This is a genomic window from Dokdonia sp. Asnod1-B02 (assembly GCF_045063955.1).
GTDB lineage: Bacteria > Bacteroidota > Bacteroidia > Flavobacteriales > Flavobacteriaceae > Dokdonia.
This window is the reverse complement of sequence record NZ_JBEFNW010000002.1, coordinates 1,570,032-1,584,015: the sequence shown is the minus strand read 5'-3', so window position 1 is coordinate 1,584,015 and position 13,984 is coordinate 1,570,032. Positions and strand designations below refer to the sequence as shown.

Here is a 13,984-nt window from a genome sequence, read left to right as displayed (position 1 = left end):
TGAGTTAAAAAACAAGCCTACTTCGGCTACGATGAGCACAAGCTTTTAAGCTAATTTTGATTTATAATTCTCATCGTAGGGTCTTCCTGACTTTATGATGGCACAGACTTGTTTTAAGAGCTTATTTGCAAATACGATGAGTATTAGTTAAGGCTCTACGCGCGGTGACAGGACCACAAATAGCTGTATATTTAGACAATTAATAAACAAATAAATACAGGCTATCCAGCAATCTCAGTAATTATCGGGAGTCGCACTCGCTTTATGCAGTGGCCTGTTACCAACAATAATCGCTAAATGAAAAAAAAAGAATTTAAGTTTGGTTCCGAGTTTTCAATTATAATGTATTTGAAAACTTATATGTTTCTACAACAAACCGAACTTGAAGGCTTTGTTAAAACTCAAAGTACATTTGATGAATCAACACCTTGTAATATTTATTTTATTCTAAAACGTCCTAGAATAAGTCTTAATCCTAATTATTTTAAAGTAAACGATAATTTTCTTGAAATTAAGTATTTCATACATATTAGAGAAAATAAGATTGAAAAAACGATAAAACTGCCTTTCAAATATCTTCCAAAAGATATTTTATTAGAATCTGAATACCCATACAATTATTTCACTCTTAAAGCTAAAAACGGAGATTGGAATACTTATAAACTTGCAGTTCTTATTGATGAGACTCATAAAAGACAGGAGAAAAAAGAGGTTTTACTTGATTATGAAGTATTATATATTGGACAAGCTTATGGTACAAATGGTAAACGAACCGCGATGGACAGGTTACCTTCTCACTCAACACTTCAAAAAATTTATTCCGAAGCAATGTCGAGAAACCCTGATTCCGAAATTTGGATTATGCTAGCTTCATTTGAACAAAACAACATTATGAGTATAAATGGAATGATTGATATTCCTAAAGAAAATGAGGAAATTGATTTAAAACGTGCTGTAAATTTTATGACACCTCAAGGATCTATTTTCTCAGAAAAACAAAAAATAAATTTTACTGAGGCAGGTTTAATTAAAACATTTTTACCACTTTATAATAAAGAATATAAAAACACATTCCCTAATCCTGCACACTCATCTTATAGCGAATGTTATAAATTAGACATAAACTCTATAGTGGTTGAAACTGATACTAGAGAATCTAGACGTTGGTTATACTCAGATGCTAAACCAAGGAAAAAAGAAGGGGAAATAGGTACTGATTATTGGCAACATGGACTATTTCATTTTGTAACTGAAGACGATAGATATAAAATGTTTAATTATGAATATCTTTAAAGTTGCCAACAATGGCTATAATTAATACTGGTTTTGGTGCTTAACCCAAAGTTTAGGCATATTTACGAAGTCCGCCAAATCTTTTGATTTGGCTTTAGAAAAAAAATAAAAGAAAATAAAAAGATTTGGCTAAGTGCTTAATCGGAAATTCAGTAATTTTAATTACAGTACTACTCATAGCCAAAACCGTGGACGGCTGTTTGCCAAAGAACATGTTTTTCATCTAAAGATAAGCCATATCCAAGGTAATAGTATAATTAGACTAAACAAGACCATAAACCACACTACACTAACCTATTTTAGGGCACTAGCAACATGTTTATAGATCAGGAGGAAAAATTTAAAGAAGTACTATCACAGATAGAAGGGCGTGTAAATGAACAAAGTTTCTTCAATAAGTTCTTAGAACTGTATCCAGAAGTTTGGAAAAAACATAAGATTACTTTCTCTAAATTCAATAAAAGTAAACAGGCTAGACAATCAATTCCGTTGCCTAAACCTGAAGTTTCATTACGGAAGGAAATCAGGAAATGGTTGCAGAAACAATAATTTCCATTTCGCTATCTTGAAAAAAACAGAAATAGCATCACCCATTCATATTTTCGCGAAAGCGTAAAAACTCCAACCGCTGTTTTTACTCACATGCTGCAGATTAATATGTGTTCAAAAGCCCAATTCTTTTAAAATTTAAATGACAATACATGCGTGGAAAAACTAATTTATCTGAGCTTATAAAAGGAATGACACCTCAACACATACCAGGAGCATATGTTTTTGCGACTGTAAAAGATATAAGTACCATAGACCGTGCAGATACCATTTGTGAGTTTAAAGAGAAGGAAGGTACTACTGTGGTGATAGAAAGAGGTAAAGCAGATGAACTTCACTTGCAATATGATTATATCGCTGCGTGGATTACGCTCACAATTCACTCTTCACTTGACGCCGTAGGTTTAACAGCTGCATTTTCAACCGCGCTTGCACAACATAACATAAGTTGTAATGTTATTGCTGGATATTATCATGATCATATTTTTGTAGATAGTAAGGACGTAGATAAGGCGCTTAGTGTTCTTAAACAATTATCTCAAAGTCAAGCGTAACCCTATAATACGCTATTACTATCTAATATCTATGTGTCACAGTTACTTACACTTTGTCAGACAGTGAGGTCCTTTTTACAAGTTTCTCTACTGTAAGTCCTTGCACTAAGATGGAAAATACCACGACAATATAAGTCATCACGAGAAACATATCTCTGTACATATCTTCAGAGAGACTAAGTGCTAGTGCTATAGAAATCCCGCCTCGTAGTCCGCCCCAGGTCATTATGAGGTTTGTTTTTGGCACAAAATCCAGCTTGTCTTTAAAGACCCTTATAGGTAACCACAGTGATATATACCTGCTTATGAGTACGAGAGGTATGGCGATTACTCCGGCAAGTAAATAACTATTTTGATAGGTGAGAATGAGCATTTCCATCCCTATGAGTACAAATAAAATAGCGTTAAGCAAGATGTCTATGAGCTCCCAGAATTTATCTACATAATGCTCTGTTGTCTCAGACATTGCGGCTGTGCGCACTCTATCATTCCCTATTAGTAATCCGGCAACTACCATCGCTAGTGGAGCAGAAAGGTGCAGCTGTGTTGCTAGCACTGTACCCACCATCACAGCCGCAAGTGTGATAATCACTTCTGTACTAAAATCATCAATAGATTTCATCATTTTATACGTGATCCACCCTATAATCATCCCTAGCAGTATTCCCCCTAGTACTTCTTGACCAAACAACGTCAAGATATCTACTGGTGTCACAGGGCTATCTTTTGCACTTGCAATCCCAAAGATGGTCAAAAATACCACGACTCCTACCCCATCGTTAAAGAGAGATTCTCCCACGATTTTAGTTTCTAGTTTTTTAGGCACTTTGGCTTTTTTAAGAATCCCAAGTACGGCAATAGGATCTGTAGGCGAGATAAGAGACCCAAATAATAGACAGTAAATAAAGTCTACCTCCATACCTAGTAGTTGTAGCACGTAGAAAACGAAGCTACCTACCAGAAATGTGGATACTAGAACACCTAAGGTTGCAAAGGCGAGTATAGGCCAGCGCTGCACTTTGAGTTGTTCAAAATTAGTGTGTAGCGCTCCTGCAAATAGCAGGAAACTAAGCATATAGTCCATAAGGACTTTCTCAAAGTCTATCTCTTTGATGAGTTGTATTTCGGCTTTGAGTAGGGTATCATCAAAATAGCTTAAAGCGAAAACAGCTAGGGTGTACACTATGGTGATGAGCATAAGCCCTATGGTAGTGGGTAGCTTGAGGAAGCGCGCGTTTATAAACCCAAAAAGAGCGGCAAGAAATATTAAGGCTGCTATAATGATGTAATAATCCATAGTATATCTTCTTAAATCACAGTTTCTCTATCACAACAGATAGTCGAACTGCTTTTTTTGTACAAAATTTAAAGGTGTAGTACCTGCTGGCACATAATAACGGTAAAAATAAGACATCTACTGCTGCTATAAATGTTTGTTATGTTTTCTCTACATAACTATGCTCAACAATGTTCTAATTGCATTAAACATCCTCAAGTTATTCCCTGAATACTAGCTAGTAACATAAAAAATCCTTGTATATTTAACACTATTATATCATGGTTGTGTAAGACGACTATTGATTACTAGTATCAAAAATCTATCACTACATTTTACCATCATTTTATATGAAGAAGCTTTTATTACTATTGTCTCTTTGTGGCATACTCGCTAGCTGTGCTAAGCATCAAGCACCTATTAATGATGTGATCCCAGAACATGATAGTCTTACAATAACCTCAACATTAGTACATGAGGATCGAGTAATTAATGTTTGGACTCCGCCATCATACGCTACATCCAGCGATAGTTTCCCAGTGCTTTATATGGCAGATGGAGGGATTAAAGAAGATTTTCCGCACATTGCAAATACGCTAGCCCAGCTTATTGTAGAACGTAAAATACCTCCTTATATACTCGTGGGGATTGAGAACACAGACCGACGTAGAGATTTATCTGGCAGCTCTCAAGTAGCTGCAGATGAAGAATACTGTCCTCTTACAGATGGCGCAAAAAACTTTAGAGCCTTCATTGCAGAAGAACTAATCCCAAATATAGACAGCACCTATAGGACTCAAGAACAAAAAGCTATTATAGGAGAGTCACTTTCTGGTCTGTTTGTGATAGAGACTTTTTTCTTGCAGCAATCACTTTTTGATACCTACATCGCAATGGATCCTTCCTTGTGGTGGAATGATCAATATCTTGTAAAAAACGCTACCGCGTTCCTAGAAAATGCTCCACAAAAGCAAACTAAACTCTGGTTTGCTGGTGCTAGTGCTCACGATATCTCAATAGCGACTAACGAGCTTGCAGATATTTTGAAAACTATAAATCACCCTACACTTATGTGGACTTATAGCGATGAACCTAACGAGCAGCACAATACCATCTTTAGAGCCACCAAGGAGAAAGCATTGATATGGGCGCTCAATAAATAGAAAATTATATTAAAATTTTCTCTATGCGGCACCTCATCTTCATACTTTGTATATGCTTTAGCGCAACTACTAGCGCAAGTAATACACTGCCTGAAATTAAAGACACCACAATAAACATCTTATTTATAGGCAATAGTCTGACCTACACTAATGATTTGCCAAAGCTTGTAAAATCTTATGCAAAAACCAAGGGTATAAAGACTAAGACACATATGGTTGCATTACCTAATTATGCGCTGGAAGATCACTGGAATGATGGCAACATACAGCAGCTCATCACCACTGGCAAGTATGACTATGTCATCATTCAGCAAGGACCGTCTTCACAACAAGAAGGTCGCGACATGCTTATTACTTATGGTAAAAAATTTGCCACTCTCTGCAGTAAGTACGATGCCAAACTTGCTTACTTTATGGTATGGCCCTCATTACAGTATCACCACACCCAAGACGCTGTCATACAGAATTATCATGATGCCGCAACTATCAACAACGCCATCATACTTCCCGTAGGTATGACTTGGAAAGAGTATCACAACTCCAACAATAGTAATGATTACTATGGTCCTGATGGTTTTCATCCCTCGCTTAAAGGGAGTAAGGCCGCTGCGGCTACTATTGTCTCTCATTTATTTTAGTCTTAAAACACAATATTGCTGTTTAAAACCTATTGCAACTCTTGTTAGTTATGATTGGTTTTAAGTACGCTTTCGCGAAAGCGTAACAACATCACCCATAGTGCTTCTCTAATCACATACTGTTCTTTTAAAAGCGCTACTTTCTCCTAAACGCCCATTTATAATCAATGGTAAGTCTTAAAATCACTCACAAAGTTTTATTAATTAAACTTCAGTATTAAAAACTAAATTACATTTGCGGCGTGAAAACAACTCTCAGACATATAAGTGTATTTATTCTAGTAGCCCTTTGCAGTATTGCAATGAGTGCTATGGATACATCATTTGTTAATTTAAATGAGAATATCACTACTTCTTCCTCAACAGAAAAGGTAACTGCTGCTGTTTCGGCAATTATTGTTGGAGAATTACCGCAGTCTGAAGTTGTAATAGAGGCGCCTAGTACTATTAGTGTTCCCTATCTCAGAAACTTCGTTTCTAGCTGTGGAACTTTATCACATACTACAGATGTACTCGCTAGTAGTACGTATACTCAGTACATAAAGACCTCGATCAATGTTTTAATACATCATCGTAAGGCAGATCACATCTTTCCTTTTCATTATTTCTGGTAATTTTTTTTTGTATTGCTTCCAGGCGCTAGTAATTGCTTCTGGAAAACATTTAAGGCATTGCAATAATTGCAATGCCCAGTATATCAATATCAAAAAAACAATATCATGGATTTAGGAAGTATTACCGTAGGAACAATCATTGTAGCAATTTGCATCGTGCCATTTGTTATCATGGCGATTAATAAAAAGAAGAAAGAAAATAAAATGCTACAAGCACTTAATCATATCGCAACTGCTCAAAATCACACTATAAGTGATTACGAGTTTTGTGGAGATTTTGTGATAGGAAGAGATAAAGAGTTGAATGCCATTTTCTTTTACAAGGAAAGTAATGGACAACCACAATCATCCTCTGTAGATTTATCCACTATTACGAACTGCCAGACAGTAAAAGCGCATAGAAATGTAAAAAGTGGCGCTGAACAATTTACTATCACAGAACGCGTAGCACTAGCTTTTACACCATCTAATGCCACCGAACGAGAAGTAAGCTTCACATTATATGACGAAGATAATATGCAGCTTAACGGCGAACTACAACTTGCAGACAGTTGGAGTACACTCATTAATAAAAAGCTACAGATAGCGAGTTAAACAAAGAAGCCCTATAAAATCTATAGGGCTTTTTTTTATATATTACTTATTCCTTATCACATGCTTGTACCTAATGGTATGCTGCTTGGGACTAGCGAGTAACACATAATTTAAATCAACCTAATGAACTGGATACTATTAATAATTGCTGGGCTTTTTGAAGTTGCATTTGCTACTTGTTTAGGGAAAGCAAAACAAGCGGAGGGAGCTGAGAGTACCTACTGGTACATTGGTTTTTTACTCTGCTTGACGGTAAGTATGCTCTTGCTAGTAAAAGTAACTCGTGTATTACCTATAGGCACTGCATATGCTGTATGGACGGGTATAGGAGCTGTAGGAACAGTATTGCTAGGTATTTTTATATTTAAAGAACCGGCTACCTTCTGGAGATTGTTCTTTATCGCAACACTTATTGTCTCTATAGTAGGCTTGAAATTTGTATCGAATTAATAAAGTGGCTTAGAATTTAAAATTCGCATGTAATAATTCACAGCCAGCAATTTTTAAAAAGCAAAAGGTCTAGCATATGCTAGACCTTTGTGTTTATATGTATGTATGACACTTCAAACGTGCTCGTCATTATAATCTTCGTCTTTTCTTCTCTGCTTTGAGTAATTCTAGTTCGCGATTAGTTTGTCCTGCTACAGAGGTATTCTCCTCTGCTCTTCTCATTAAGTAAGGCATCACATCTTTTACTGGGCCAAATGGAAGGTACTTTGCTACATTATAGCCTTCCTTAGCGAGGTTAAAGCTTATGTGGTCACTCATTCCATAAAGCTGTCCAAACCATACTCTATTGTCCTCTTTTGCTATTCCCATTTCTCCCATGAGTTTTACAGCAAGTAAAGAGCTATCTTCATTATGAGTTCCTAGAAACAGTGAGATGTCATTTAAGTTTTCAATAATGTAACGCATGGTTGCATTAAAGTTTTCATCTGTTGCTTGTTTGCTAGCGCATATAGGAGTTGGGTATCCTTTTTCCTTTGCTCGTTTGTGCTCTTTCTCCATGTATGCCCCACGTACGACTTTTATACCTATTGTAAATCCGCGAGCGCGGGCTTCTAGGTGTAATTTCTTTAAGTAATCTAAGCGATCATGACGGTAGCATTGTAATGTGTTATACACAATAGGCTTTTCCTTATTGTATAGTGCCATCATTTCTGCCACTAGATCATCTGCAGCACCTTGCATCCATGATTCTTCTCCATCTATCAATACTTCTACGTCACGCTCATAAGCAATCTTGCATATTGCGTTTACACGTTCTTTGATGCGCTCCCACTCTACCTGCTCTTTGGCATCTAGTTCTTCTCCTTCGGTAAGCTTTTGCCAGATAGCAAAACGACCAACGCCCGTTGGTTTAAAAACAACAATAGGCATCGCTTCTTTCTCGTCTGCAAACTTCACCAGACCTATCACCTTATTCATGCACTCATCAAAAGATGCTGCTTCTTCTTTTCCTTCTACAGAGTAGTCAAGTACAGAGCATACATTTGCACTATACAGTTTATCTACAGAGGTCATACAGTCTTGTTCATTTACACCACCACAAAAATGATCAAACACCGTTGAGCGTATGAGACCTTCTACAGGTAAGTTTGCACCTAGTGCAAAACGAGCAGCCGCTGTACCTATGCGCACAAGCGGTTCTTTAGAAATCATTTTAAATAAAAAGTAAGCGCGTTCTAGTTCGCTATCTGATTTAAGAGCAAATGCAGTTTCAGTATTTTCAAAAAGAGAGGTTTGCATATCAATATATTTGTTACACAAATATACACCCACTTTAAACTTTTTTTACTCAAAAGTGAGTAATTTGCAACCGTTAAAATTTCAAAAATAATGACTGCCATACAAGCCGCTTCTTACGACATCGTTTTTAATGAATCTGGATATGATGCCCTTAATGTATTACTACTACAGAGCAACTACAGCAAGATCTTCGTTATAGTAGATGAGCACACACACGAGCACTGTCTTGCACCTTTTTTAGGCAATCTCGCGACAGAGATTCCTATTGAGATAATTGAGATTCCTTATGGGGAAATCAACAAGACTATAGAAACGTGTACTGGAGTATGGGATGCACTGGCAAATCTAGATGCAGACAGAAAAGGGCTTATTATTAATGTAGGTGGTGGGGTTGTAACAGACCTTGGTGGTTTTGTAGCAAGCACTTTTAAGCGTGGTATGGATTTTATAAACGTTCCTACCTCTTTACTCTCAATGGTAGATGCTAGTGTAGGTGGTAAAACTGGTGTAGACTTAGGTACATTGAAGAACTTAATCGGGGTAATCAACAATCCGCAGATGGTATTGATAGATGGTGGCTTTCTTGCAACCTTACCTCCAGAAGAATTACGTTCTGGACTTGCAGAGATGTATAAACACGGTCTCGTGGCAGATAGAACGTATTGGGATAAGCTCAAAGATCTGAGCGCCATGACAACAGATGACTTGAGCCAACTCATCTACGAGAGCATCATCATTAAAAATGATATTGTCATAGAAGACCCACGCGAGCAAAATGTGCGTAAAGCGCTTAACTATGGGCACACGCTAGGTCACGCCATTGAGTCGTACTGTCTAGCATCTGAGGATAGAACAACCTTGTTGCATGGAGAAGCCATTGCAATTGGGATGATTTTGGAAAGCTTCATTTCGGTGGCGCTTTCTGGTTTATCACAAGATGAACTAGATGAGATTACTGCAACCTTTAATGATATGTATGATGCGGTAGCTTTCGCGAAAGCGGACATAACCTCCATCATCGAGTACTTAAAGTATGACAAGAAAAATGCCAATGGGCAAATAAACTTCGTACTTCTAGAAAGTATAGGAAAGCCAGTAATAGACAAGCAAGTCTCAAATGACCTTATCCACGCAGCATTTGATTATTACCAGGCTAGCACTATAGATTAAAGATAGCGCTCCTTAATAATTCTAATGTGGTGACGCTCGTGACCAGCTGTGATAAATGCAGCTGCGCGAGGACTCATCGGGCTTCCGCTTGCGGTACCTATGTTTGCAATAGTCTGCGCTGTCATAGACGCATATAATAATAAACTACACTGTCTTACAGAGATATACTCGGCAATAAGAGAATCTACAGTGCGATTGTTTGCATCACTAGATAGTACAAAATCATCTTGCTCAAAACCTTGTAAAGGCGTGCTATCCATTCTCGAGAAACGTAATGCGCGATAGCTAAAGATGCGCTCTGTGTCTATAAGATGCAGTAATACCTCCTTAGGGGTCCACTTACCTTCTTCATAACGCAATAACAACTCACTTTCAGAAAGCGATGTAAAGAAGTCCTTAGTATCTTCCATCCCTTTCTCGAGCGCTTGAGCAATACCTAGCGAGCCAGGTACTTGATCTATATACTGTTTGTAATACTCATTATACTCTCTCTCTTTAACTGCGCTAGTGGTTATCATCATGTTTATTTTTAAAATCTAAAAGTAACAAAAAACCCTTTCTCAACAGAGAAAGGGTTTTAGTAAAATAAAGTCTTATTGTAATTACACTAGATCTTGAAAGATAGAGTGCATTAATCGTTTTTTATCATTGATGCTCTCTTCTAGAGAGATCATCGTTTCTGTACGGTACACTCCGTCAATATCATCTAGCAAGAAAATTACGTTCTTTGCATGATTCGTATCTCTTGCACGTATCTTACAGAAGATATTAAACTTTCCTGTAGTTACGTGAGCCACAGTTACAAATGGAATCTGGGCGATACGCTCAAGTACAAATGTAGTTTGTGATGTCTTATTAATGTACACTCCTACGTAAGCAATAAAAGAATAACCTAACTTTCCGTAATCAAGTGTTAATGAAGAACCTGTGATGATTCCCGCCTCTTCCATTTTCTTAACACGTACGTGAACTGTACCTGCCGAAATAAGAAGTTTTTTTGCTATATCTGTAAAAGGAGTTCTCGTATTTTCGATAAGCATATCGAGAATTTGGTGATCTACCTCGTCTAATTTAAATTTTGCCATTCAACTGTGTCTTTTGAGTATAATGCAAAAATAATAGAATAATACTGATTATTCTGTAATATTTTAATCTATTTAACGATAACGTTGTCGCAGCCATTTTACCCATAAAAACGGGCACTAAATCGATAATTATTAAGGAAGTTTAAACGCAGATGCATTATCCAGTAAAGCATGAGCAAACTTACCGCTACTCAACGCTGGCTCAAGGGCTGTTGGTTCAAAAACAATCTCCCCATCCTCTACTCGCTCTACATAATATATCCCACACTTGCTGTCCTCATCCTTTACATGCACGTCACAATAACATGCACTATGCTCAGGAATATCTTTATAAGCACTTATATCATACTCTAGTGTCTCACTACAAGCTTCAATCGCATATAACATTGCAGCAAATACGTAAGCTCGAGTTTTCTCTCTACCATAATCATCTGGATAGTGACCAGCTTCAAATAACACAGTAGGCACTCCAGCTTCTTGAAAAGCATCACCTACACAATTATTATTAAACGCATCATTATACAACCCTATATTTCCATCAAGGTCTTCTTTGAGATTTTTAAAGATATGAGCAATGATACTTGCAGACCGCTTTCGCGAAAATGTGAAACTCCTCTCCACATCTGCCGAAGGTGCAAGGAAGGAAAGTATAGATGGTTTACCTGTTTCTTCAAAACCATAGATGGTTCTTTGCCCATGTAAATTGAAACAATAATCAGGTTTAAAAGCATCAAAAACACCACGCAAAATTTTTGATTCTGGCTGACTCAAATCTTGTGCATCGCGATTGAGATCTACCTCATTTGCATTTACTCTTGTCCAGTTTTTTGAGCCATCTGGATTGAGCATTGGGATCATAAAAAAGGTGCAATTTTCAATCACTTTTTTATAGAAATCTGAATCTTTTTTTAGCTCTAAAAAACGACAAAAATCAAGCATAGATTTTGTGGTTGTAGATTCATTTCCGTGCATCTGTGACCACATAAAAATCTTCACTTTTCCGGTACCAAAAACTACCGAATGAATAGGTCTATTTTCTACCGAATGACCCAGTGTATCAATCGTAAAATCTAACGATAATTGAGAGACAAAATCGGTGATAAAATCTGGTGATATATATCTGCCAGAAATAGATTCTTCACGGCATTGGGAAAACAGTTGTAATAACTCAGGTAACTCCATATGTATTCTTTGGACTACAAAGATACTTTTTTTACAACTCTTCATTAAAACTCACTGTTTACAAATGTAAACAGTGAGTTTTATATACAGAAGTAACGTTTTACTGGAAGATTACCTCCAATTAAACTAAATGCACTTTACAAAAACTCTAGTTGTTTTAAATCAGTATTTTAAAGACCCATTACTAAAGTATTAATTTAACATAATAACACACCTATACTAACTATTTACATATAAGAACATCCATAGTTTACATTTGTAACGTATCTTTGCTGTATACAAATGGAAACACTCATAAACAACACAAAATTTGCGCAACGCCTCCAAGAAATCATGGATGCAAACGAATTGAGCGCAACTGCTTTTTCAGAAAAACTACACGTAGGAAGAGCTACCATATCTCATCTTATGGCTGGAAGAAATAAGCCCAGTTTAGACTTTGTAATGACCGTAGTTGCTACCTTCCCAGAAGTGGAATTACAATGGCTTCTTTATGGAACAAAATCAAGTCCACAAACCACGGCTTCTACTCCATCAAACCACACTACTTTTTCGGCTGATGTGCCTTCAAAAAATGATCAAGAATTGGCATCAAAAACAAGTGCTACTCCACCATCAAACACGGAGCAAAAAACACTCAAAAATATCACTGCTTTTTCCTCTTCAAAATCACCCATTAAGAGAGTGATTATTTTCTTAGAAGATGGAACTTTTGAGAGTTATGAGATGTAAAATTCACCTACTCTTCTTCTTCAAAAATCACCTTACATCGCATACACTTTTGGTAAGAAATTTTTAGTCATTTTACTTCTTTAAAATATCTAAGACTTACTCTCAATTACTCACGTTCCTGTGGTATTTTTGTAACCTATGAAGAATCAATGGAAAGCTTTTTTTGTGATAATTAGTGTTTTCGCTTTAAGCTGTGAAAGCCCAGAACGTGACTGTACAGATTTTAAAACAGGTACATTTACATTTGAAACATTACTAGACGGAGAACTAGTTGCAACCACTTTTAAACGCAACGACACACTAGAGATAGATTACTTTAAAGGCAAAGCAGACTCCTCTTCTGTGCGATGGATTAATGACTGTGAGTACATCGTCAAGAAGCTCCACCCACGTAGCATGAGTGAAGAAAAAGCGCTACACATGAAAATCATAGCTACTGACGGAGATTTTTATACCTTTGAATACTCCCTTGTAGGAGAAACCAACAAACAACGTGGCATCGCCAAAAAAACAACTGACTAATGTTTGACATTCTTACCACTGCAGATGCTTGGGTAGCACTGCTTACACTTACCTTTCTTGAAATCATATTAGGTATTGACAACATCATTTTTATCTCCATAGCCGCCGAAAAGCTCCCACAAAAGGATCGTAAGAAAGCGACTAATATAGGTCTAGCCCTTGCAATGGGTATGCGTATTGCACTACTATTTGGTATCTCATGGTTAGTTGCACTTAGCGCACCATTCTGGCACATTAATCAAAGCTGGATTACTGGAGGTATAAGTTGGCAAGCGGTTATATTACTAGCAGGAGGATGTTTCTTGATATGGAAGTCTGTGCATGAAATTCATGAAAAAGTAGACGAGACAGGTCTTGAAGAGGAAGAAATCTCAAAGAAGAGCTCTACCACACTAGGTAATGCTATTGTACAAATCGCAGTAATCAACCTTGTATTCTCTTTTGACTCTATACTTACTGCCGTGGGAATGACTAATGGGCTTTCTGATAATCCAACAGATGCGTTGATCATTATGGTGATTGCTGTAGTCATTTCTGTAGGAATCATGATGCTTTTTGCAAACCCTGTAGGAAACTTTATCGCAAAGCATCCTTCATTACAGATATTAGGCCTCTCATTCTTAATTTTAATAGGTTTTATGCTTATTGCAGAAGGCGCGCACCTATCACACCTAGAAATCTTTGGATCGTCTGTAGGAGCTATCCCTAAGGGTTATTTATACTTTACGATTGCATTCTCGCTTCTAGTAGAGTTTATAAACTTTAAATACCGCGCTATGAAGACTAAAGACTCTGGTGCTCAAATCCAAATGAAGAAAAACGTAGAGCACCTTACTAAAAAGTAATACACTACACCCTCACAT

The 13,984-nt window shown here is 37.0% G+C and carries 16 protein-coding genes; 11 read left to right on the top strand and 5 right to left on the bottom strand.

Translation table 11 applies throughout. The annotated features are described in order from the left end of the window. The first annotated feature begins 297 nt into the window (after positions 1-297). Both ACJJVU_RS07280 and ACJJVU_RS07275 read left to right on the top strand, forming a co-directional pair. Entirely contained in the window at positions 298-1,293 is a 996-nt protein-coding gene (locus tag ACJJVU_RS07280) for a hypothetical protein (protein WP_405223761.1), read from the top strand. Between the two features lie 701 nt (positions 1,294-1,994). Then, positions 1,995-2,396, top strand: a complete 402-nt coding sequence (locus ACJJVU_RS07275; protein ID WP_405223759.1) for an ACT domain-containing protein — start codon at positions 1,995-1,997, stop codon at positions 2,394-2,396. A 46-nt stretch (positions 2,397-2,442) separates the two neighbouring features. On the opposite strand, the gene ACJJVU_RS07270 is transcribed toward ACJJVU_RS07275, so the two are convergent. After that, positions 2,443-3,693, bottom strand: coding sequence for a cation:proton antiporter (locus ACJJVU_RS07270; protein ID WP_405223757.1), 1,251 nt, complete (start codon positions 3,691-3,693; stop codon positions 2,443-2,445). Between the two features lie 329 nt (positions 3,694-4,022). On the opposite strand from ACJJVU_RS07270, the gene ACJJVU_RS07265 reads away from it, so the two are divergent. From ACJJVU_RS07265 to ACJJVU_RS07245, 5 genes are all read left to right on the top strand, one after another. Next, positions 4,023-4,835 carry an alpha/beta hydrolase gene (locus ACJJVU_RS07265; RefSeq protein ID WP_405223755.1) on the top strand — a complete coding sequence of 271 codons (813 nt, stop codon included), beginning with the start codon at positions 4,023-4,025 and terminating at the stop codon, positions 4,833-4,835. A 23-nt stretch (positions 4,836-4,858) separates the two neighbouring features. Continuing rightward, complete coding sequence (locus ACJJVU_RS07260) at positions 4,859-5,473, top strand: SGNH/GDSL hydrolase family protein (RefSeq protein ID WP_405223753.1); 615 nt, start codon at positions 4,859-4,861, stop codon at positions 5,471-5,473. Positions 5,474-5,784: 311 nt separating this feature from the next. Then, positions 5,785-6,087 (top strand): hypothetical protein, encoded by a 303-nt coding sequence (locus tag ACJJVU_RS07255; protein ID WP_405223751.1) that lies wholly within the window; start codon positions 5,785-5,787, stop codon positions 6,085-6,087. 105 nt (positions 6,088-6,192) lie between these two features. Beyond that, positions 6,193-6,681: a hypothetical protein gene (locus tag ACJJVU_RS07250; protein WP_405223749.1), complete on the top strand. Its 489-nt coding sequence runs from the start codon at positions 6,193-6,195 to the stop codon at positions 6,679-6,681. A gap of 123 nt (positions 6,682-6,804) precedes the next feature. Then, the gene (locus ACJJVU_RS07245; RefSeq protein WP_405223747.1) at positions 6,805-7,131 is read left to right on the top strand and encodes a DMT family transporter; all 327 of its coding nucleotides are present in this window, start codon (positions 6,805-6,807) and stop codon (positions 7,129-7,131) included. Between the two features lie 129 nt (positions 7,132-7,260). Here the strand turns inward: ACJJVU_RS07245 and ACJJVU_RS07240 are convergent, their stop codons facing one another. Further along, positions 7,261-8,430 carry a proline dehydrogenase family protein gene (locus tag ACJJVU_RS07240; protein ID WP_405223745.1) on the bottom strand — a complete coding sequence of 390 codons (1,170 nt, stop codon included), beginning with the start codon at positions 8,428-8,430 and terminating at the stop codon, positions 7,261-7,263. 90 nt (positions 8,431-8,520) lie between these two features. Here ACJJVU_RS07240 and aroB point away from each other — a divergent pair, with 90 nt between their 5' ends. Next, positions 8,521-9,600, top strand: a complete 1,080-nt coding sequence (gene aroB / locus ACJJVU_RS07235; protein ID WP_405223743.1) for a 3-dehydroquinate synthase — start codon at positions 8,521-8,523, stop codon at positions 9,598-9,600. Here the strand turns inward: aroB and ACJJVU_RS07230 are convergent. The 3 genes from ACJJVU_RS07230 to ACJJVU_RS07220 all read right to left on the bottom strand — a co-directional run bounded on the left by ACJJVU_RS07230 (position 9,597) and on the right by ACJJVU_RS07220 (position 11,867). Continuing rightward, positions 9,597-10,121: a DinB family protein gene (locus ACJJVU_RS07230; RefSeq protein WP_405223741.1), complete on the bottom strand. Its 525-nt coding sequence runs from the start codon at positions 10,119-10,121 to the stop codon at positions 9,597-9,599. The genes aroB and ACJJVU_RS07230 overlap by 4 nt on opposite strands. Positions 10,122-10,202: 81 nt before the next feature. Then, a complete protein-coding gene (locus tag ACJJVU_RS07225; RefSeq protein WP_013751723.1) occupies positions 10,203-10,685 on the bottom strand; it encodes an Lrp/AsnC family transcriptional regulator in 483 nt (160 codons plus the stop codon). Positions 10,686-10,817: 132 nt separating this feature from the next. Further along, complete coding sequence (locus ACJJVU_RS07220; protein WP_405223739.1) at positions 10,818-11,867, bottom strand: M14 family zinc carboxypeptidase; 1,050 nt, start codon at positions 11,865-11,867, stop codon at positions 10,818-10,820. Between the two features lie 282 nt (positions 11,868-12,149). On the opposite strand from ACJJVU_RS07220, the gene ACJJVU_RS07215 reads away from it, so the two are divergent. The 3 genes from ACJJVU_RS07215 to ACJJVU_RS07205 all read left to right on the top strand — a co-directional run bounded on the left by ACJJVU_RS07215 (position 12,150) and on the right by ACJJVU_RS07205 (position 13,966). Then, positions 12,150-12,599 carry a helix-turn-helix domain-containing protein gene (locus ACJJVU_RS07215; RefSeq protein WP_405223737.1) on the top strand — a complete coding sequence of 150 codons (450 nt, stop codon included), beginning with the start codon at positions 12,150-12,152 and terminating at the stop codon, positions 12,597-12,599. Positions 12,600-12,737: 138 nt separating this feature from the next. Next, positions 12,738-13,121 (top strand): DNA topoisomerase IV, encoded by a 384-nt coding sequence (locus tag ACJJVU_RS07210; protein WP_108876526.1) that lies wholly within the window; start codon positions 12,738-12,740, stop codon positions 13,119-13,121. Further along, positions 13,121-13,966, top strand: coding sequence for a TerC family protein (locus ACJJVU_RS07205; protein WP_013751719.1), 846 nt, complete (start codon positions 13,121-13,123; stop codon positions 13,964-13,966). Before ACJJVU_RS07210 ends, ACJJVU_RS07205 begins: the two co-directional genes overlap by 1 nt. Positions 13,967-13,984 lie beyond the last annotated feature (18 nt).